Origin of the sequence: [Mannheimia] succiniciproducens MBEL55E, assembly GCF_000007745.1 — a bacterium.
GTDB classification, from domain to species: Bacteria; Pseudomonadota; Gammaproteobacteria; order Enterobacterales; family Pasteurellaceae; genus Basfia; species Basfia succiniciproducens.
This window is the reverse complement of record NC_006300.1, coordinates 269,199-289,929: the sequence shown is the minus strand read 5'-3', so window position 1 is coordinate 289,929 and position 20,731 is coordinate 269,199. Positions and strand designations below refer to the sequence as shown.

The window sequence follows — 20,731 nt, the reverse complement described above, 5'->3', positions numbered from 1 at the left end:
AAATGGGTTTAAAAAATCTTTTTGAAAAAATGGAACCCGCGTTTTTACCTGGTGGGAAATATGCAAAATTATATCCGTTATTTGAATCGGTTTATACTTTGCTTTACACCCCGGGTACGGCAACGCAGTCAACCACTCACGTGCGTGATGCCATCGACTCAAAACGAATGATGATCATCGTGTGGTTAGCATTATTTCCGGCATTGTTCTATGGCATGTACAACGTCGGTCACCAATCTATTAATGCGGTGTTAAGTTTAGGTACGTCCGTTGACTCATTAGCTGCAAATGATTGGCACTATGCACTGGCTCAGGCTTTAGGCGTAGATTTCACAGCGGCTGCGGGCTGGGGTAGTAAAATGTTGTTAGGTGCAACATTCTTCTTACCTATTTATATCGTTGCATTCGCGGTAGGGATGTTCTGGGAATTATTATTTGCTATCGTGCGCGATCATGAAGTGAATGAAGGTTTCTTCGTAACAACCATTCTGTTTGCATTAATCGTTCCGCCGACACTACCTTTATGGCAAGCGGCTCTCGGCATTTCTTTCGGCTTAGTGGTCGCTAAAGAAATATTCGGCGGCGTAGGTAAAAACTTCATGAACCCCGCTCTTGCCGGTCGCGCATTCCTGTTCTTTGCTTATCCGGGTCAGATTTCCGGTGACTTAGTATGGACAGCGACTGACGGTTTCTCCGGTGCGACCGCTCTTTCACAATGGGCGCAAGGCGGCGAAGCGGCATTACAACACGTTGCAAGCGGTCAACCTATCACCTGGATGGATGCCTTCTTAGGTAATATCCCGGGTTCTATGGGTGAAGTATCAACGCTTGCATTAATCATCGGTGCGGCAATTATCGTATTTGCACGTATTGCGTCATGGCGGATTATTGCAGGCGTAATGGTTGGTATGATCATTACATCCAGCCTGTTTAATTTAATCGGTTCGGAAAGCAACCCGTTATTTGCAATGCCTTGGTACTGGCACTTAGTATTAGGCGGTTTCGCAATCGGCATGTTCTTCATGGCAACGGATCCCGTATCCGCTTCATTCACCAATAAAGGTAAATGGTGGTATGGCGCGTTAATCGGTGTCATGGCGGTACTTATCCGTGTCGTAAACCCAGCTTATCCGGAAGGTATGATGTTAGCAATTTTATTCGCTAACTTATTCGCGCCGATTTTCGACTACTTGGTCGTTCAAGGCAACATCAAACGTAGAAAAGCGAGAACTGCATAATGGCTAAATTTAATAAAGATAGCGTTGGCGGTACTTTAACCGTCGTTGTGTTGTTGAGCTTAGTCTGTTCTCTTATCGTAGCCGGTGCTGCGGTGTTATTAAAACCAACACAAGAGATTCAAAAACAGCTCGATAAACAAAAGAACATTTTAATGGCTGCCGGTTTAATGCAACAGGGTACCAATGTTCAACAAACTTACGCAAAATTCATCGAGCCGAAAATCGTTGATTTAGCAACCGGTGACTACGTTGATGGTATTACCAACTTTGATGCTAAAGCATCTGCAAAAGATCCTGCAACCCGCGTAGCAATCGCTCCGGCGGATGATAAAGCGGGTATAAAAGTGCGGTCAAAATTTGCTGAAGTTTATTTGGTAAAAGATGAAGCGGGAAATACCACACAGGTTGTATTACCAATGTACGGTAACGGCTTATGGTCGATTATGTACGGTTTTGTTGCGGTCCAACCCGATGCAAATACAATCAACGGTATCACTTACTATGAACAGGGCGAAACAGCCGGTCTTGGCGGTGAAATCGCTAATCCTAACTGGCAAAAAAACTTCGTGGGCAAAAAATTATTTGACGCTCAAAACAAAGTGGCTTTAGTTGTAGGTAAAAATGCCTCTTCAAATAAAGAGCATGGTATTGATGCATTATCCGGCGCAACTTTAACATCAAACGGTGTTGACGGCTCATTCAAATACTGGTTCGGACCTCAGGGTTTCGGTCCGTATTTAGCGAAATTTAAAGCAGAGGGAGCTAACTAATGGCAGGCAGCAATCTTAAAAAATTATTGTTATCGCCAATTGCCGATAACAACCCAATTGCGTTACAAATTCTTGGTATTTGTTCCGCATTGGCGGTAACTACTCAGTTACAAACTGCGGTGGTAATGGCTATTGCGGTAAGTTTTGTTACAGGTTTTTCAAGTTTCTTTATTTCTTGTATCCGTAACTATGTACCAAACAGCATTCGTATCATCGTACAAATGGCAATCATTGCGTCATTGGTAATCTTGGTTGACCAAATTCTGCGCGCTTATGCTTACGACTTATCTAAACAACTTTCGGTATTCGTAGGTCTTATCATTACAAACTGTATCGTAATGGGTCGTGCGGAAGCGTTCGCTATGAAATCAGGCCCTGTTGAAAGTTTTGTTGACGGTATCGGTAACGGTTTAGGCTACGGTGCAATCCTATTAATCGTCGCATTTTTACGTGAACTTATCGGTTCGGGTAAATTATTCGGCGTAACCGTATTGGAAACCGTACAAAACGGCGGTTGGTATCAGGCAAACGGTCTATTCCTATTGGCGCCAAGCGCGTTCTTTATCATCGGATTTGTAATCTGGGGACTTAGAACCTGGAAACCGGAACAAGTGGAGAAATAATCAATGGAACATTACATTAGTCTATTTGTAAAGTCTGTGTTCATTGAGAACATGGCGCTTTCTTTCTTCCTTGGTATGTGTACATTCCTCGCGGTGTCGAAGAAAGTTTCAACAGCATTCGGCTTAGGTATTGCCGTTATCGTCGTATTAGGTATTTCAGTACCGGTAAACCAACTAGTTTATACCCATATATTAAAAGACGGTGCACTAATTGAAGGTGTGGATTTAAGTTTCTTAAACTTCATCACTTTCATCGGCGTTATTGCGGCATTAGTACAAATCCTAGAAATGTTCCTGGATAAATTCGTACCGTCACTTTATGAAGCGTTAGGTATTTTCTTACCGTTAATCACAGTAAACTGTGCAATTTTCGGTGGCGTATCATTTATGGTTCAACGTGAATATAATTTCCCGGAATCCGTAGTATATGGTATCGGCGCAGGTACGGGCTGGATGTTAGCGATTGTGGCATTAGCCGGTTTGACGGAAAAAATGAAATATGCGGATGTTCCGGCAGGCCTACGCGGTTTAGGGATCACCTTTATCACCGTCGGTCTAATGGCATTAGGTTTCATGTCATTCTCCGGCATTCAATTATAAGGAGCGTATCGTGGATAGCAATTTTATTTTCGGTATTGGCGCATTCACAGCTATCGTATTAGTGTTAGCTGTTGTTATTTTGATTGCAAAATCTAAACTGGTTGACTCCGGCGATATTACCATTTCAATCAATAATGATCCTGAAAAAGCCATTACTTTACCTGCCGGCGGCAAATTATTAGGCGCTTTAGCAAGTAAAGGTATCTTCGTTTCTTCAGCTTGCGGCGGCGGCGGTTCATGCGGTCAATGTAAAGTGAAAGTGAAATCCGGCGGCGGTGAAATTCTGCCGACAGAGCTTTCTCACATTTCGAAAAAAGAAGCGAAAGAAGGTTGGCGTTTATCTTGTCAAGTGAACGTGAAATCTTCAATGGATGTTGAACTTCCTGAAGAAGTGTTCGGCGTGAAAAAATGGGAATGTACCGTTATTTCCAACGATAACAAAGCCACTTTCATCAAAGAACTGAAACTGGCGATTCCTGAAGGCGAAGAAGTGCCGTTCCGTGCGGGCGGTTATATCCAAATTGAAGCAGAACCGCATACGGTTAACTATAAAGACTTCGATATTCCGGAAGAATATCATGAAGACTGGGATAAATTTAACCTATGGCGTTACGTCTCAAAAGTGGATGAACATATTATTCGCGCTTACTCCATGGCCTCATATCCGGAAGAGAAAGGCATTATTATGCTGAACGTGCGTATCGCTACGCCGCCTCCGCGTAATCCGGATGTTCCGCCGGGTCAAATGTCCTCTTATATCTGGTCATTAAAACCGGGTGATAAAGTAACCATTTCCGGTCCGTTCGGTGAATTCTTCGCGAAAGATACCGATGCGGAAATGGTATTTATCGGCGGCGGTGCCGGTATGGCGCCGATGCGTTCGCATATCTTCGATCAGTTAAAACGCTTACACAGTAAACGTAAAATCTCATTCTGGTATGGCGCGCGTTCTAAACGTGAAATGTTCTATGTGGAAGATTTCGATCAGTTACAAGCTGAAAATGATAACTTCACATGGCATGTTGCCCTTTCGGATCCGCTTCCGGAAGATAACTGGGACGGCTACACAGGCTTTATTCACAACGTGCTTTATGAAAACTATTTGAAAAATCATGAAGCCCCTGAAGATTGTGAATACTATATGTGCGGGCCTCCGGTGATGAATGCTGCAGTAATCAATATGCTGGAAAGCTTAGGCGTTGAGCACGAAAATATCCTATTGGATGACTTCGGCGGTTAATGCTTAAACCATAAAAAAGCGGTCAGAAATCTGACCGCTTTCACTATTTTAAACCGGCATTAATTTGCTATTTTTCAAAACTTTTAAAATTTTGACCGCACTTTATGAAACTAAAACAAACGTTTACCTGGCTTAGCGCTGTGATAATGGCAATATCCCTTGCAGCCTGTAAAAAAGATCCCGAAATAATTACCCTTAGCGGCAAAACCATGGGAACGACCTATCATATTAAATATATTGATGACGGCGGTTTGACTCAAAATGCCGAACAGGCACAGGAACAAATTGAAAGCATTCTGAAAGATGTTAACGATAAAATGTCCACTTACATTCCGAATTCGGAATTAAGTCGTTTTAACCAATATAAAGAAATTAATCAACCTGTTGAAATTTCAGCAGATTTAGCAAAGGTAATCAAAGAAGCCGTGCGTTTAAACAAAATCACTGAAGGCGCATTAGACGTGACGGTAGGACCGCTTGTTAATCTATGGGGGTTCGGCCCTGAAAAACGCATTGATAAACAGCCTTCTGCAACACAATTAGAAGAACGCCGCGCATGGGTTGGCATTGAAAAATTAGCATTAACGGAACAAGCGGGTAAATTCACCCTCGCAAAAGCGGTACCCGAGCTCTATATTGACCTATCTTCGATTGCCAAAGGATTCGGTGTTGACCAAGTGGCGGATTATGTAGAAAGCATAGGTGCGAAAAACTACATGAGTGAAATTGGCGGTGAAATCCGGGCAAAAGGTAAAAATATTGAAGGGAAAGACTGGCAAATTGCCATTGAAAAACCGAACTTCGACGGTTCCCGTTCCGTGCAGGATATTCTTGGCTTAAAAGATCTCGCTATGGCGACTTCCGGAGACTACCGCAATTATTTTGAAGAAAACGGAATGCGCTTTTCCCATGAAATTAATCCTCAAACGGGTAAACCTATTCAGCACAAATTAGCTTCAATCACCGTGTTATCGCCAAGCACAATGACCGCGGACGGATTATCCACCGGCTTATTTGTACTTGGTGAAGAAAAAGCGCTGGAAGTTGCCGAACGGGAAAATATTCCGGTTTATCTGATTGTCAAAACAGAAAGCGGGTTTGATGTTAAAATGTCTTCCGCATTTAAAAACCTGCTTAACTCAAGCAAAGAAGGAAAGTAATAATGAAATTATTTTTAATCACTTTTGGCATTTTTATCTTAATTATTTTCGGTATGTCTATCGGTTATATTATCAAAAAGAAAACCATCAAAGGCAGCTGCGGCGGTATCACTGCACTCGGCATGAAAAAAATGTGCGATTGCGAAGAACCCTGCGATAACTTAAAAGACAAAGTGGCAAAAGGCGAAGCGGATGCCTCGGAATTAGACCGCTTCAATAAAGAACCGCAATTCTACGAAGTAAAATAATTTAACCTATTTATAGCGCGTATTGCACGTTCTATACAGCTAATCGGGCGTATTCAATACGCCCTCTATTATTTATCAACATACAAACCAAATGTGCTTCGCCTTAACCGAAGTTACGGGAGAACTATGCAAAATCTGACAAATTTAAGTTCGCGAACTTACGATCAACATTTTCCAAAACTCAGTGCTGAACAACTTGCCGAAAATGCCAAGAAAAAAGTCATCGTCGGTATGTCCGGCGGGGTGGATTCCTCCGTTTCGGCGTTTATTCTTCAACAACAAGGCTATCAGGTTGAAGGCCTGTTTATGAAAAACTGGGAAGAGGATGACGACACGGATTACTGCACGGCAGCGGCGGATTTAGCCGATGCGCAGGCTGTTGCCGACAAGCTGGGCATGAAACTGCATAAAATTAATTTTGCCGCCGAATACTGGGACAACGTATTTGAGCATTTTTTGGCGGAATACAAAGCGGGACGCACGCCGAACCCGGATATTTTGTGTAATAAAGAAATTAAATTTAAAGCCTTTCTGGAATATGCGGCGGAAGATCTCGGTGCGGATTATATCGCTACGGGGCATTATGTACGCCGTCGCGGCGATGATGAAAACGCCCGATTATTACGCGGTTTGGACAGCAATAAGGATCAAAGTTATTTTCTTTACACCTTAAGCCACAAACAAGTGGGACAAAGCCTGTTCCCGGTGGGCGACATTGAAAAACCGATTGTACGCGCCATTGCCGAAGATCTTGGTTTAATCACCGCGAAGAAAAAGGATTCTACCGGCATTTGCTTTATCGGCGAACGTAAATTCAAAGATTTCTTAGCCCGATTTTTACCGGCGCAACCGGGTGAAATCCGCACGGTGGACGGCAAAGTCATCGGTCGCCATGACGGCCTAATGTATTATACTTTGGGGCAACGTAAAGGCTTAGGCATCGGCGGCATAAAAGGTATGGATGAAAACCCGTTTTATGTAGCGGAAAAAGATTTGGTCAATAATGTGCTTATTGTGGCGCAAGGCCATGATAATTCGGCTCTGCTCTCCTCCGGTTTAATCGCCCGGCAATTGCATTGGGTCGATCGTCAACCCATCCGCGAAAACCTGCGCTGCACGGTGAAGACCCGTTATCGCCAAACGGATATTCCTTGTGAAATCCAACCTATTGACGACGAAACCATCCGCGTTATTTTTGATGAACCGCAAATCGCCGTAACACCGGGTCAATCGGCGGTATTTTATCAAGGTGAAGTTTGCCTTGGCGGCGGCGTAATCGAAACGCAAATTAAATAATCAATAAACCTAAAGTGCGGTTGAAATTTTTAAAATTTCAACCGCACTTTGAGTTTTAAAAGTAACGGAAATCTTTTATGCAATTTAAAATCAAGCCTATGCTACCCGAACATTATCAGCAGGTTTATCGGCTTTGGACAAGCATAGAAGGCATGGATATGTCTGATGCGGATGATAATTTTGAAGCAATCAGCGCCTTTCTCGCCTTCAATCCCGATTTGAACTATATCGCGGAAATAAACGGTAAGGTCGTAGGCGTGATCATGTGCGGTTTCGACGGCCGACGAGCGACCCTCTACCATGCGGCGGTGGATCCCGATTATCAAAAACAAGGTATCGGCTTCGCGTTGGCCGAGCATTTAGAATCCGCGCTCAAAACCAAAGGTATCAGCAAAGGCCGCCTGCTCGCCTTTAAAAGCAATGAAAGCGCAACCCTATTCTGGCAAAAAGCCGGCTGGACGTTGCAACAAAAACTAAATTATTTCTCTAAAAAATTTATTTAGAATTGTGAATATTTCTGTCAAAAATCGCAAAAAAACGACCGCACTTTTCAGAAATGAAAAACATCAACATTCTCGGTTATCCGCTGAACTAGCGTTTTAATACGGCTTTAAAATACGGGTAAAAAATGCTATATTAGCAACCCGATTTCAGCTTTATTTTATTCGAACATGGCGACCAATTATTACGACATCACCTTAGCTCTTGCCGGCGTTTGCCAATCGGCAAAATTAGTGCAGCAGTTTGCATTAGAAGGAAAAGCCGACGAAGAAGCGTTCAATACTTCGCTCTACACCTTATTACAAACGACGCCGAAAGATATTTTATCCGTATATGGCGGTCATGAACGTAATTTAAAACTGGGTTTGGAAACATTATTGGAGCAGTTGAACGGCAGCACCGAAGATATCACCCGCTATTGGCTGAGCCTGTTGGCGCTTTCGGGCAAATTGGAAAAAAACGCTCAGGCGAAAAGCGAATTAGCCCGCCGAATTCAATATTTACCGACACAATTAGAACATTACGACCTTTTGGACGAACAAATGCTGGCGAATCTTGCCAGTATGTATGTGGATATCATCAGCCCGCTGGGCAACAAAATTCAAGTCAAAGGTTCTATTGAGGTGTTACAGCAAACTTCGATGCATCACCGTATTCGCGCCTGTTTGCTGGCTGGCATCCGCTCCGCTTTATTATGGCGGCAAGTGGGCGGTTCGAAATGGCAACTACTTTTCTCGCGCCGTAAAATTTTTAATATGGCAAAACAAATTTATTCTTCCCTTTAATCGACAAACGGAGCAATTTTATGCAACTTTCCGCATTAACCGCACTTTCCCCTATCGACGGTCGCTATCAAGACAAAACTACTGCGCTGCGTGGTATTTTCAGCGAATTCGGTTTATTAAAATTCCGAGTAACCGTGGAGGTTCGTTGGTTACAAAAATTGGCGGCAACCGCACAAATTAATGAAGTTTCTTCTTTATCTCAAGAAGCAAACGATTACCTTAATCAAATCGTCACGAATTTTGCCATTGAAGATGCCGAACGCATTAAAGAAATTGAGCGCACTACCAATCATGACGTAAAAGCCGTTGAATATTTTTTAAAAGAGAAATCCGCGGCATTGCCTGAATTAGCCGCCGTAAGCGAATTTATTCACTTTGCCTGCACTTCCGAAGATATTAATAACCTTTCTCACGCATTAATGCTGAAAACCGCCCGTGAAGAAGTGATTCTGCCGGAATGGCAAAAATTAATCGACGAAATTACCCGTTTAGCGAACGAATATAAAGAAATCCCATTATTATCACGCACTCACGGCCAACCGGCATCTCCTTCAACCGTCGGTAAAGAAATGGCGAACGTCGCCTACCGCTTGCGCCGCCAGTATAAACAATTGGAACAAATTGAAGTATTAGGCAAAATCAACGGTGCGGTAGGTAACTACAATGCCCATTTAAGCGCTTACCCGGAAATAAACTGGCATCAATTCAGTGAAGAATTTGTCACTTCATTAGGGGTAAACTGGAACCCGTACACCACACAAATCGAACCTCATGATTATATCGCCGAGTTCTTTGATTGTGTGGCGCGTTTTAATACCGTTATTATTGATTTTGACCGTGATCTATGGGGCTACATCGCTTTAAATCACTTCAAACAACGCACTATCGCCGGTGAAATCGGTTCTTCGACCATGCCTCACAAAGTAAACCCTATCGACTTTGAAAACTCGGAAGGCAACTTAGGTTTAGCTAATGCGGTGATGAGCCATTTGGCGCAAAAACTACCCGTTTCCCGCTGGCAACGAGACTTAACGGACTCGACCGTATTACGTAATCTTGGAGTCGGTTTGGGTTATTGTTTGATTGCCTATGCGGCCACACGTAAAGGTATCAGTAAACTGGAAGTAAATGAGCAACATTTACGTGACGAGCTCAACCAAAACTGGGAAGTATTGGCGGAACCAATCCAAACCGTTATGCGCCGTTACGGTATTGAAAAACCTTATGAAAAATTAAAAGAGCTTACCCGCGGAAAACGTGTCGATGAACAGGCAATGCATGATTTTATCGAAAAACTTGATATTCCGGCGGAAGAAAAAGCCCGTTTGCAACAACTAACTCCGGCAACCTATATCGGTGCGGCGGTACAATTAGTTGAAAAACTATAAAAGTTAAAAGTGCGGTCAAAATAATAAAAATTTTGTTTATTTTGACTGTATTAACGGCAAAAAAATAAAATTCAAATAGGGATATCCAATAAAAGATATCCCTATTTTCGGTTATTTTCCCAAAACATCAGAAATATTGTGTAAAAAGCGATATAATGTTCCTGCTAGATTCCAATTTTATTAGAGTCTGTTTATCTTGTTTATTTTCATCTCGGCAATAACGCCGATTCAATTTTTACTCGAAACTCTAAGGAATTTATATCATTATGTCTCACTTAATCGTTAAAGAGCAAAAAACGATTATACGCAATGCGTTTTTTACTTTTCTTTATTTTACTCTGGCTATCGGTTTAGCCATTGGTATTCTTTATACCGACATTTTCTATTTGCAAAATATGATCGAAGAAGAATCGCTGGTTGAATATACGCAAAGCCTTAGCCTAACCATATTAACGTTGATGTTCTCCCGTCATGCTTATCGTTCGCCGCAATGGCGCGGCGGTTTTGTACTGATTACGGGCTTTTTTCTATGTATGCTGATTCGTGAATCCGATGCGCTTTTCGATAATCTTATCCGCCATGGCAGTTGGGCGTATTTTGCCATCATTACCGCTTTGGTTTGCATTATTTACGCCTTCACGCACCGCCAATCCACTATTGACGGATTAGCCCAATTTGCCAAACAAAAAGAATTTCACAGTTTTATTATCGGCTTGTTGACCGTTCTACTGGCATCCCGACTAATCGGCTACGGCGGATTATGGAGATTCATTCTATATAATGATTATCCCCACATCGTTAAGAATATTATCGAAGAAACGACGGAATTATTCGGCTATTTAATTATGCTGTTTTCCTGCCTGTCGTTAACAAGACACTTTAAATAATAACCATGAAAAATGCCAAGTCCTTATGCTTGGCATTTTATTAGCCTGATAAACTAAATATATAAAGGAGAAAATATGGCCATTGTTTCTGTTCCCGTAGAAAAATCTTACCGATTATTAAATATCGGTGCCACAACGCTGGTTTCCGCTAAAGCCGAAGACATTGAAAATGTTATGTCCGTGGCTTGGTCCTGCGCATTGGATTACGGACCGCTTTCAAAAGTCACCACCGTTTTAGATAAGCAAGCATTCACTCGAGGATTAGTGGAAAAAAGCGGCTTATTTGCCATTCAAATCCCGGTGGCAAATCAAGCGGAACTGGTCGTCAAGCTCGGTACGACCTCACGTCATAATAATCCCCATAAAATCGACGATGTGGAAATTTTCTATCCGGATGGCTTTGACGTACCCCTGGTAAAAGGCTGTGCCGGCTGGATTATTTGCCAATTAATCCGTGATGAAAACAACCAACAAAATCATGATCTCTTTATCGGTAAAGTGCTTGCCGCTTATGCCGATGATCGCGTGTTCAAAGATGCCCATTGGATTTTTGAGCAAGCGCCAAACGAACTGCGCACCTTACATTATGTAGCGGGCGGGCAGTTTTATCTGATTGGCGAAAGTCTGGAAGTAAAATAAGACGATTATCTAAAAAATGCTTGCCTTACGGAATAACGCAAGTTGAAAACGCAATTAGCAATTAAAAGAAGCGGCAAAATATAAGAAATATTGCATGAATAAATAAACAAAAAGTGCGGTCAAAAATCCAAAAATTTTTACCGCACTTTTATCATTTATCGCGTTGGCATTTATTCCGATTAAATTTATATTCTTAACGCTTCAACTTGTTATCTCATGTTCTGCGACTAAATGTTAATCGCGTCACTTCGTAAGCAAATAACACCGCCCCAAAGATTAAAATTAAATCGCCGACGGTTCGCAACCAACGCAGAGTTTGTAAAAAATCCTGCTGCAGGAAACCTTCGCTGCGGGCATACCATAAGCCTTCGCTAATACTGGCGGAAACCTGGTATAACCCGATTGGCAGTAAGCTGATGGCAATCATCAGCACTAACCCGATATTCATTGACCAAAATCCCGTTTTCATCAGTTTTTCATTAAATTGGAAATCGGGTTTTAAATAACGCGCCACTAGCAATACGAAACCTAATGTCAGGAATCCGTATACGCCGAATAATGCGGCGTGTGCGTGAACCGCAGTGGTATTCAGTCCCTGCAAATAGAATAACGAAATCGGCGGATTAATTAAGAATCCGAATACGCCCGCGCCTAACATATTCCAGAATGCTACCGCCACGAAACACATTAACGGCCAGCGTAATTTCTGCATCCATGAGGTTCTGTGTTGGTATGACCAATGTTCGTAAGCTTCACTTCCTAACAATACCAACGGCACGACTTCCAATGCCGAGAATACGGCTCCGGCCGCTAGCGCCGGCGTAGTGGTGCCTGAAAAATAGAAATGGTGAGCGGTTCCCGGTATGCCGCCGACTAAAAATAAGCTTCCCGCCATTAATGAGGCAACCGTCGCACTATGATAGCCGACTAATCCCAAGTTATAGAAAATGAATGCCAATGCGCAGGTTGCAAATACTTCAAAGAAGCCTTCAACCCACAAATGTACCACCCACCAACGCCAATATTCCATAACTGTGATACTGGAATGTTCGCCGTAGAATAAACCGGGTCCGTAGAATAAGCCGACTCCGATAATGGAGGCGATAAAGATGGCAAGCAGGTTCTTATCGCCGCCTTGCTTAAAGGAATGGCTCGTACAGCGTAACATTAACCATAGCCAAAGCAGGAAACCCACAAATAACAATAATTGCCAGAAACGTCCCAAATCTAAATATTCATAACCTTGATGGCCAAACCAGAAATTAAATTCCGCAGGAATTTGATGGCTCAATGCAAAGAAATTGCCGCTGTAGGATCCGACCACCACGATCAATAAAGCTAAGAACAGAAAATTTACCCCGAATTTTTGATATTTAGGATCTTTCCCGCCGTTAATAATCGGCGCCAGGAACAAACCTGCGGTCAAAAAGCCGGTGGCAATCCAGAATAATGCGGATTGAATGTGCCAGGTCCGGATCAAGGAATAAGGAAACAGCTGCGAAATATCCACACCGTAGAATTTTTGTCCTTCCACCGTATAATGCGCCAGTACGCCGCCCAATCCCACTTGCACGACAAATAGCGCCAAGGTAAGGAAAACGTATTTTCCCAATGCTTTTTGCGACGGTGTTAAATTGAGTTTTGACAAGGGATCCGCAGCCGGTGCCTGCGGCGCCGTTTCATTATGATCACGTAAGAAAGAATAGGCCCAAATTAAGAAACCGATTCCCGCAATTAAACATATGATGGAAATCAGCGACCACATAATGTTTTCTGTGGTTGGCACATTTTGAATTAAGGGTTCGTGCGGCCAGTTATTGGTATAAGTGGCTTCCGCATCGGGACGATTGGTTGACGCCACCCATGCCGTCCAGAAGAAAAAGTCCGATAATTTTTGACGGGCTTCAGGATCCGGCAACGTATTATTTTTCATGGCAAATGATTCGCGGCTGGAAATCATTGACGGATCGTCGCCGTACAATTTAATGTAGTAATCGGCGGTTTGACGGATAGCCTGTAAACGGGTTTCGGATAACACCACATTACCGTCTTCATTCACCCTGCTTTGATGGCGGTATTCCTCGCGCAATATCGGCTTGTAACGCCGCCTGGGAAGCAGGGTCCAATTCCGTATAACTTTTATTGAATGTCGCTTGCGCTCTGATATCCAACCATGCGGTCAATTCACGGTGAAGCCAATCTGCCGTCCAGTCCGGCGCTTGATATGCACCGTGCCCAAGCAGTGACCCCACTTCCATACCGCCGGTTGTCTGCCAGGCGGTTTGACCGGCAAGAATATCGTCTTTTGTCATCACCGTTTCACCGGTTTGCGACACATAAGCTTGAGGCACGGGCGGCGCTTGACGGTAAACCTCCACGCCGATGTAACCTAATATGGTAAATGTTACCGTAAGGACGACAACTAATGCCGCCCATAGTTTTTTATATTTTCCCATTGGATTGCTCCTTGTAACAGAATTACTAAAAAGTCCCTCGCATCTAGGAGCGATTAAAATAACCTAGTATTTTAGTCGACTAAATACCTGAGTGATTATATCAGACATTAAAAATGTAAAAACACTTAAAAATAAGTAAATAAAAAAGTGCGGTCAAAAATCCGAAAAATTTTACCGCACTTTTAGGATCCGTTTATTATGCTAAAAAAGCAAAAATCAGATTTCTACCGTCATATCCGCTTTCACCCGACAACTGCAAGCCAGTACGTAACCCTGGGCGATTTCTTCTTGCGTTAAGTCGCCGTTGGATACGATCTCATATTCGCCGCCGGTAACTTTGGTTTTGCACAATCCGCATAAACCGGTACGGCAGCCCGAAACCACCGGTTGTTCCTGCGCTTCCAACGCGGCAAGCAATGTCATGCCCACCGGTACTTCCGTTTTCATCGGTTTGGCACCGCTGACGGTTAACGTGGTTTTCTTGTCCGAGCTGATATCGCCGGCAAGCGCGGTGTTGAAGAACGCTTCGGTGAAGAACCGTTGTTCCGAACCGCCAAGTTCTAAAACCATGGTTTTCAACGCATCCATATAAGCTTGCGGACCGCAGGTCATGACAGTGTAATCGGTGAGATTCGGTACCGCTTTGGTCAGAATTTCTTTGCTGATCCGACCGCTTTCAAACCCTGCGGTGGCATTCACCGAAGCGTTGAAAACCAAATTTAAACGCGGATTGTCGGCTTTTAATTGCGCCCATTCGGATTTAAAAATCACGTCTTGCGGCGAATGAACGCTGTGAATGACGCTGACATTGGCTTGCGGACGATTTTTCAACAACCAGCGGGTCATGGACATAATCGGCGTTACGCCGCTGCCCGCACCCACTAATAGGTAATTATCCGCAATCACTTTTTGGCAGGAAAAATCTCCCATCGGGTTTGAAAACCATACTTGGTCGCCCACTTTCACTTCGTTATTTAACCAGCCGGAGCCCACACCGCCGTCGATTTCACGCACGGTGATCGACACGAAACGGCTCTCGCCCGGCGTGGAAGAGAGTGAATAGGCGCGGGTGATATGAGGCGTGTTTCGGATACTGACCAAGGCGTATTGCCCCGCTTCATAAGGATAGAAATCCTGTGCGATAAAGTTAATGGTTTTAACCTTTGGCGCTTCCTGTACGATTGAGTAAACCTGTAATTCATTAATGCATAACGGATTTTTATTTGTTTTAGCCATCTGTTTTATTCCTTTCCGGTTGGGGCGTATCACATACGCCCGATATGACATTCATCTATTATTCAGGACGCATGTGATACGTCCTACAAATGGTTATAGATTTTTATTGATAATGTGGCCGAAATCCTGTTCGGGGGTGGTTAAACCGCTTAAACCGAATTTCTCGTGTAATAACGCCATCACATTGTCGTTTAAGAACGCCGGTTTACTCGGACCGGAATACACATTTTTCACACCCAAGGCTAATAGCGTTAATAACACGATAATGGCTTTTTGTTCAAACCAGGAAAGCACGATGGATAACGGCAATTCGTTTAAGCCGATACCTAATTTTTGTGAAAGCGTCACCGCTAACATGATGGCGGAATAAGTATCGTTACATTGCCCCGCATCCAGTAACCGCGGCAGACCGCCGTCGATGGTGCCGAAATCCAGCTTATTGAAACGGTATTTACCGCAACCCAGGGTTAATACGGCGGTATCTTTCGGTAATGCGTAAGCTAAATCGGTGTAATAATGACGTTCTTCTTTATCGCCGTCACAACCGCCGATAACGAATACATGACTTAATTTGCCCGCTTTGACCAAATCAATGACCGCATCGGAGGCGTCGATTAAGGTTTTGCGGCCGAAACCTACGGTGATTAAATGTTCTAATTCCGTATACGGAAAACCGTCGCATTGCAATGCTTTTTCAATCACCGGTGAGAAATCATGATCTTCAAGATGGGTTACACCCGGCCAGCCCACAATATTACGGGTGAAAATGCGATCTGCGTAATCGCCTACATTCGGGTCGATTAAACAATTTGACGTCATCACAATGGCACCCGGGAAACGGGCGAATTCTTTTTGCTGATTCTGCCAGCCAGAGCCGAAGTTGCCCACCAAGTGTTTGTATTTCTTCAATTCCGGATAACCGTGAGCGGGCAGCATTTCACCGTGGGTGTACACATTGATGCCTTTGCCTTCCGTTTGCTCCAATAATTCTTTTAAATCTTTCAAATCATGGCCGGAAATTAAGATACATTTGCCTTTTACCGGTCGAACGTTAACCATCGCAGGCACCGGGTTACCGAAATGCTCGGTTTCACCCGCATCCAGCATGGCCATCACTTTAAAGTTCATGCTGCCGATAGCCAGCGCTTTTTCCAGTAATTCGTTCAGATCGCCGGGTTGCGTGCCTAGCCAGGACATGAAACCGTGATATTCCGCATAAATATCGTTATCGAATTTATCCAGCACATAGGCGTGTTCCATATAAGCCGCGGCGCCTTTTAAACCGTATAAACAAAGCAAACGTACGCCGTGGGCTTCTTCACCGATTTGTTGACGATCCGTATCCAACGCGAATTGTTTTGCCTGCAGAGCCAATTGTTCAACGGAAATGCCGTTTAGTTCGATATTCGCCAACGGGTGATCGATATTCGGATTGGGTTCGACTTCATTGACCGCTTTGATTAATTGGTTACGATAAATTAACGCTTGTTGCGCATAGCCGGCGATACGCGCGGAATCGAAGTTTACATTGGTTAGGGTGGCGAAGAATGCGCGCGGCGCAAAGGCGTCCGCTTCATGAATAATGATATTGTGCTCACGGGCTTTTAACGCCCATGCGGATAAGCTGTGCAATGTGGCGATAAGTAAATCCTGTAAGTCCGAAGTTTCGGCGGTTTTACCGCACATTCCCTGAGAGAAGCTGCAGCCGTTGCCTTTCGGCGTCACCATGGTTTGTTCGCATTGAACGCAGTACATAAAATCACTCCTAAATTAAGAAAATCAATTTCCGACTATTTTAGTCAGCTTTAACTAAGGCAAATTCTAATATGTTTAATAACCGACAAAAAGAGTAAGTTTTCACTATTTGATATTTTCTTGATCCAATCGAAATACGCTACCTCTTAACAGGTAGAAGGTGACTTTTATTAATGAGAATTAAAAGTTGCGGGTATTTACCAAAAAATAAAAAACAAAAAGTGCGGTCAAAAAAACCGCACTTTTTGTCATTTTGGCTTAAAAGACATTTTTAATAAAGAAAATTTAGCTGAGGGCCCAGCTTTGATCCTGCGGATTAATCACTAAATGTTGAGTATGATGAATCTGCAAGGTAGAACGGTGACCGACACTGATAATTGTGGTATCCGGCAATTCCGTTTTTAATAAACGATACATTGATTCTTCTAAACCTTCATCCATACTTGCGGTTGCTTCATCTAAAAAAGCCACCAAAGGACGACAAATCAATACGCGGGCAAAAGAAAGCCGTTGCTGTTCGCCTAATGAAAGTACGCGGGTCCAATCGTTTTCCTGCTCCAGACGATCCGTTAAATGCCCCAATTGTACTTTGCGCATTATTTCCGCCGCTTGAGCCAAATCCAGGTTTTCCGGCGCCAGTTCCGGATAAAATAAAGCGTCAATTAAGCGACCCTGCGGTAAATAAGGTTTTTGCGACAAAAATAACGCATGATGTTGCGGGCAACGTACAATCCCTTCGGAATATGACCATAAGCCCGCAATAGTACGCAATAGCGTGGTTTTCCCCGCACCTGAAGGGCCTTTGATTAATAACGACGCGCCTTGCGGCAAATTCAGGGATAAATCTTTAATTAAGGCTTCACCGGTCGGTTTTTTCACCGTTAATTTATCAAAAACAACCGCACTTTCACTGTCTTCAATAGAAATGTGTGAAGCGCTGTTCGCCTGATTAACGGCAGAATAAAAACCGGTTAAACGATCCAACACCGCACGATAGCCGGTAAAACTGTCATAGGAATTACGGAAGAAGGAAAGCGCTGTCTGCACCCGCCCGAAAGATTGCGCCGTTTGAATCAAATCGCCTAATTGAATTTGTTTGCTGAAATAACGACTCGCCTGAATAATAAAAGGAAAAATAACAGACACTTGAGATACCGCAAGGTTAAAGCCGGATAATTTCAAGGTCATATGTACCATTTTCCATACGTTACCAATTACCTGGTTAAACTGTTTAAACAGCACGTTTTTTTCCATTTTCTCACCACGGAAAAAAGCGATGCTTTCCGCGTATTCTTTTAAGCGGATTAAGGAATAACGATAGTTCGCGTTTAAACGCTCATTGGTAAAATTCAAATTGATTAACGGTCGACCGATTCGGAATGCAAAAATACTGGTAATTAAAACATAAATAAAAACCAGATAGACCATAGCATGAGGAATAGTAATACCGACGACGGTCATCGGGCCTGCCAATCCCCATAAAATAACGGTAAAGGCAACGATAGACACCACGGAAGAAATTACTCCCGTTGCAAATTCGATAGAATTGGAAACAAAAGAAAGCACATCTTGCTGAATACGTTGATCCGGGTTATCCAGTTTATTGTAAACGTACTGCGCTTTATAATAGGCTTGATTTTCCGTCCATCTGTTCACCATTTCATTATTCAGCCAAGTGCGCCATTGAATGGTAAAACGCTGAGTCAAATAATAAGTTAGCAAAACATTTGCGATGTGAATTGTCGCTAACACGGAAAAAACAACCATTTGAATCCAGAACATTTTTTCATGGGATTCCTGTAAGGCGTTATACATTGCCTTATACCATTCGGAAAATAAAATATCCAAACGTACCGAAAGCAAATTAAAAAATACGATAATTACAAAATATCCGATAGGTTTTTTACTTCGTTTAGGCGAAATATAGCCTGCTGCCAACATCCAGAACTGGCGGCCCCAACGGGTCGTTTTGACTAAAACGTAAACAGTCAATGAAAAAAGAACGGCCGTAATACCGATTGCTTTAAAAATCCAAAGTAACGATGTCAGCAGCTCCTGAGAATAATTCATTCCACTTCCTATAGATAAGTTAAAATTTAAGCGGATATTTTTGAGCAAATTGTTACATTTAGCAAGGAAAAATGTGATGAATGTTTCATTTTTTAAATTTGTTTGAGCATTATCAAATCCACAAATTTCTCATTTGCTATAATTGCCCCCAGTAAATATTAACTCAAGGTAGGTAGTCATGTCTGACATAGCAATAACGATCAGCATTCTTTCTCTTGCTGCTGTTCTTGGCCTATGGATTGGCCAGTGGAAAATTAAGGGAGTGGGTCTTGGTATTGGGGGCGTATTATTCGGGGGGATTATCGTTTCGCATTTCAGCGAACAAAACGGTCTTCAACTTGATGCTCATACGCTGCATTTTGTGCAAGAATTCGGTTTAATTTTATTCGTTTATACGATAGGTATCCAAGTAGGGCCGGGTTTTTTCGCTTCATTGCGGAAATCCGGGTTAAGACTCAATGCGTTAGCAACGCTAATTGTAGCTTTAGGTTCATTAATTGTTGTAATTATCAACAAAGCCTTTGATGTGCCGTTAGATATTATTTTAGGTATCTATTCGGGCGGGGTCACCAATACGCCGTCTTTAGGTGCAGGTCAGCAAATTCTTACCGAGCTAGGTATGCAAAATATCACCCAAAGCATGGGTATGGCCTATGCGGTTGCTTATCCTTTCGGTATTTGCGGTATTCTGGCAAGTATGTGGTTAGTCCGTCTTATATTCAGAGTCAAAGTGGATGACGAAGCGAAAAAATTTACCCAGGAAAGCGGTCAACAAACGGAATCTTTACAGAAAATCAATATCCGGGTGGCAAATCCGAATTTAGACGGATTATGTTTGCGCGATATTCCCGGCTTTGATGAAAGAGGGGTGGTTTGTACCCGCTTAAAACGGGAAGAAAACATCAGCGTGCCGAAAGCCGATACGACAATTTTCCTCAACGATGTTCTTCATCTTGTAGGCGATTCGCATTCATTGCAAAGAATGTGCTTAATTGTCGGTGAAAAAATCGAACTTGAGCCGTCCAAACTGGTTGGCAATATCCCGTTCCGAACGGGTTGTGGGTACCAATGAAAAAGTATTGGGTAAACGCATTCGTACTTTGGGTATTCATCAGCGTTACGGCATTATGATTTCCCGCTTAAACCGTGCCGGGGTTGAACTTGTGCCGACTGCGGACAGCATTTTGCAGTTCGGGGACGTGCTTCACATGGTTGGTAATGTCGAAACCATGGATGCCGCCATTTCTATTATCGGCAATGCCAAACAGAAATTGCAACAGGTGCAAATGCTACCGGTCTTTATCGGGATTTGTTTAGGGGTTTTATTAGGCTCATTACCGATTCATATACCGGGCTTCCCCGTTGCGCTTAAATTAGGTCTTGCGGGCGGTCCTTTAGTCGTTGCGTTAATCCTTGCCCGTATCGGTTCAATCGGTAAACTTTATTGGTTTATGCCGCCAAGTGCCAACTTAGCGTTACGTGAAATCGGTATCGTATTATTCCTTACGGTTGTAGGCTTAAAATCCGGCGGTAATTTCGTCAATACCTTAACTCAAGGTGATGGGGTAACCTGGATGGGATACGGCGTGCTGATTACATTTGTTCCGTTAATGGCTGTGGGCATTATCGCCCGGATCTATGCGAAGATGAATTATCTCAGTATCTGCGGTTTACTCGCAGGTTCCATGACCGATCCGCCGGCATTAGCCTTTGCCAATGCGATTAAAGAAGAAAACGGTGCCGCCGCTTTATCTTATGCCACCGTGTATCCGCTGGTGATGTTCCTGCGAATAATTTCTCCTCAGTTGTTAGCAATCCTGTTGTGGGTTGCATAACTTA

Annotated in this window: 16 protein-coding genes and 2 pseudogenes; 14 read left to right on the top strand and 4 right to left on the bottom strand. The window is 43.2% G+C overall.

Annotated elements, in window-relative coordinates; genetic code table 11:
• Positions 1-2: 2 nt before the first annotated feature.
• The 13 genes from MS_RS01405 to MS_RS01345 all read left to right on the top strand — a co-directional run bounded on the left by MS_RS01405 (position 3) and on the right by MS_RS01345 (position 11,375).
• Positions 3-1,238 (top strand): NADH:ubiquinone reductase (Na(+)-transporting) subunit B, encoded by a 1,236-nt coding sequence (locus tag MS_RS01405; protein WP_011199490.1) that lies wholly within the window; start codon positions 3-5, stop codon positions 1,236-1,238.
• Positions 1,238-2,008, top strand: a complete 771-nt coding sequence (locus MS_RS01400; RefSeq protein WP_011199489.1) for a Na(+)-translocating NADH-quinone reductase subunit C — start codon at positions 1,238-1,240, stop codon at positions 2,006-2,008. The genes MS_RS01405 and MS_RS01400 overlap by 1 nt, the downstream gene beginning before the upstream one ends.
• Positions 2,008-2,631, top strand: a complete 624-nt coding sequence (locus tag MS_RS01395; RefSeq protein ID WP_011199488.1) for an NADH:ubiquinone reductase (Na(+)-transporting) subunit D — start codon at positions 2,008-2,010, stop codon at positions 2,629-2,631. The genes MS_RS01400 and MS_RS01395 overlap by 1 nt, the downstream gene beginning before the upstream one ends.
• 3 nt (positions 2,632-2,634) lie before the next feature.
• Positions 2,635-3,231: an NADH:ubiquinone reductase (Na(+)-transporting) subunit E gene (gene nqrE / locus MS_RS01390; RefSeq protein WP_011199487.1), complete on the top strand. Its 597-nt coding sequence runs from the start codon at positions 2,635-2,637 to the stop codon at positions 3,229-3,231.
• Between the two features lie 10 nt (positions 3,232-3,241).
• A complete protein-coding gene (gene nqrF, locus MS_RS01385) occupies positions 3,242-4,471 on the top strand; it encodes an NADH:ubiquinone reductase (Na(+)-transporting) subunit F (RefSeq protein WP_011199486.1) in 1,230 nt (409 codons plus the stop codon).
• Positions 4,472-4,575: 104 nt separating this feature from the next.
• The gene (locus MS_RS01380; RefSeq protein ID WP_011199485.1) at positions 4,576-5,631 is read left to right on the top strand and encodes an FAD:protein FMN transferase; all 1,056 of its coding nucleotides are present in this window, start codon (positions 4,576-4,578) and stop codon (positions 5,629-5,631) included.
• A gap of 2 nt (positions 5,632-5,633) precedes the next feature.
• Entirely contained in the window at positions 5,634-5,879 is a 246-nt protein-coding gene (gene nqrM / locus MS_RS01375) for a (Na+)-NQR maturation NqrM (protein WP_011199484.1), read from the top strand.
• A gap of 126 nt (positions 5,880-6,005) precedes the next feature.
• On the top strand, positions 6,006-7,175 hold the full coding sequence (gene mnmA, locus MS_RS01370) for a tRNA 2-thiouridine(34) synthase MnmA (RefSeq protein WP_041639487.1): 1,170 nt from the start codon (positions 6,006-6,008) through the stop codon (positions 7,173-7,175).
• A gap of 77 nt (positions 7,176-7,252) precedes the next feature.
• Positions 7,253-7,678 (top strand): GNAT family N-acetyltransferase, encoded by a 426-nt coding sequence (locus MS_RS01365; RefSeq protein ID WP_011199482.1) that lies wholly within the window; start codon positions 7,253-7,255, stop codon positions 7,676-7,678.
• Positions 7,679-7,846: 168 nt separating this feature from the next.
• The gene (hflD, locus tag MS_RS01360; protein ID WP_011199480.1) at positions 7,847-8,461 is read left to right on the top strand and encodes a high frequency lysogenization protein HflD; all 615 of its coding nucleotides are present in this window, start codon (positions 7,847-7,849) and stop codon (positions 8,459-8,461) included.
• Between the two features lie 20 nt (positions 8,462-8,481).
• Positions 8,482-9,849, top strand: coding sequence for an adenylosuccinate lyase (purB, locus tag MS_RS01355; RefSeq protein WP_011199479.1), 1,368 nt, complete (start codon positions 8,482-8,484; stop codon positions 9,847-9,849).
• 266 nt (positions 9,850-10,115) lie between these two features.
• Entirely contained in the window at positions 10,116-10,736 is a 621-nt protein-coding gene (locus tag MS_RS01350; RefSeq protein WP_011199478.1) for a hypothetical protein, read from the top strand.
• Positions 10,737-10,811: 75 nt separating this feature from the next.
• On the top strand, positions 10,812-11,375 hold the full coding sequence (locus MS_RS01345) for a flavin reductase family protein (protein WP_011199477.1): 564 nt from the start codon (positions 10,812-10,814) through the stop codon (positions 11,373-11,375).
• A gap of 214 nt (positions 11,376-11,589) precedes the next feature.
• On the opposite strand, the pseudogene MS_RS01340 reads toward MS_RS01345, so the two are convergent.
• The 4 genes and pseudogenes from MS_RS01340 to MS_RS01320 form a co-directional block, all read right to left on the bottom strand.
• A pseudogene (locus MS_RS01340) lies at positions 11,590-13,831 on the bottom strand (nitric-oxide reductase large subunit).
• Positions 13,832-14,047: 216 nt separating this feature from the next.
• Entirely contained in the window at positions 14,048-15,067 is a 1,020-nt protein-coding gene (gene hcr / locus MS_RS01330; RefSeq protein ID WP_041639486.1) for an NADH oxidoreductase, read from the bottom strand.
• 93 nt (positions 15,068-15,160) lie between these two features.
• Positions 15,161-16,822, bottom strand: a complete 1,662-nt coding sequence (gene hcp, locus MS_RS01325; protein WP_011199473.1) for a hydroxylamine reductase — start codon at positions 16,820-16,822, stop codon at positions 15,161-15,163.
• Between the two features lie 285 nt (positions 16,823-17,107).
• The gene (locus MS_RS01320; RefSeq protein ID WP_041639484.1) at positions 17,108-18,892 is read right to left on the bottom strand and encodes an ABC transporter ATP-binding protein/permease; all 1,785 of its coding nucleotides are present in this window, start codon (positions 18,890-18,892) and stop codon (positions 17,108-17,110) included.
• Between the two features lie 178 nt (positions 18,893-19,070).
• Between MS_RS01320 and MS_RS01315 the strand changes: the two are divergent.
• Positions 19,071-20,727 (top strand): annotated as a pseudogene (locus tag MS_RS01315) (putative transporter).
• The last annotated feature ends 4 nt before the right edge of the window (positions 20,728-20,731 follow it).

Excerpts from the sequence above, each read along its gene's own strand:
- nqrE (WP_011199487.1), top strand. The coding sequence starts at position 2,635 with ATGGAACATTACATTAGTCTATTTGTAAAGTCTGTGTTCATTGAGAAC.
- nqrM (WP_011199484.1), top strand. The coding sequence starts at position 5,634 with ATGAAATTATTTTTAATCACTTTTGGCATTTTTATCTTAATTATTTTC.
- MS_RS01320 (WP_041639484.1), bottom strand. The coding sequence starts at position 18,892 with ATGAATTATTCTCAGGAGCTGCTGACATCGTTACTTTGGATTTTTAAA.
- MS_RS01345 (WP_011199477.1), top strand. The coding sequence starts at position 10,812 with ATGGCCATTGTTTCTGTTCCCGTAGAAAAATCTTACCGATTATTAAAT.
- hcp (WP_011199473.1), bottom strand. The coding sequence starts at position 16,822 with ATGTACTGCGTTCAATGCGAACAAACCATGGTGACGCCGAAAGGCAAC.
- MS_RS01380 (WP_011199485.1), top strand. The coding sequence starts at position 4,576 with ATGAAACTAAAACAAACGTTTACCTGGCTTAGCGCTGTGATAATGGCA.
- MS_RS01400 (WP_011199489.1), top strand. The coding sequence starts at position 1,238 with ATGGCTAAATTTAATAAAGATAGCGTTGGCGGTACTTTAACCGTCGTT.
- MS_RS01405 (WP_011199490.1), top strand. The coding sequence starts at position 3 with ATGGGTTTAAAAAATCTTTTTGAAAAAATGGAACCCGCGTTTTTACCT.
- MS_RS01365 (WP_011199482.1), top strand. The coding sequence starts at position 7,253 with ATGCAATTTAAAATCAAGCCTATGCTACCCGAACATTATCAGCAGGTT.
- MS_RS01395 (WP_011199488.1), top strand. The coding sequence starts at position 2,008 with ATGGCAGGCAGCAATCTTAAAAAATTATTGTTATCGCCAATTGCCGAT.
- mnmA (WP_041639487.1), top strand. The coding sequence starts at position 6,006 with ATGCAAAATCTGACAAATTTAAGTTCGCGAACTTACGATCAACATTTT.
- MS_RS01350 (WP_011199478.1), top strand. The coding sequence starts at position 10,116 with ATGTCTCACTTAATCGTTAAAGAGCAAAAAACGATTATACGCAATGCG.
- purB (WP_011199479.1), top strand. The coding sequence starts at position 8,482 with ATGCAACTTTCCGCATTAACCGCACTTTCCCCTATCGACGGTCGCTAT.
- hflD (WP_011199480.1), top strand. The coding sequence starts at position 7,847 with ATGGCGACCAATTATTACGACATCACCTTAGCTCTTGCCGGCGTTTGC.
- hcr (WP_041639486.1), bottom strand. The coding sequence starts at position 15,067 with ATGGCTAAAACAAATAAAAATCCGTTATGCATTAATGAATTACAGGTT.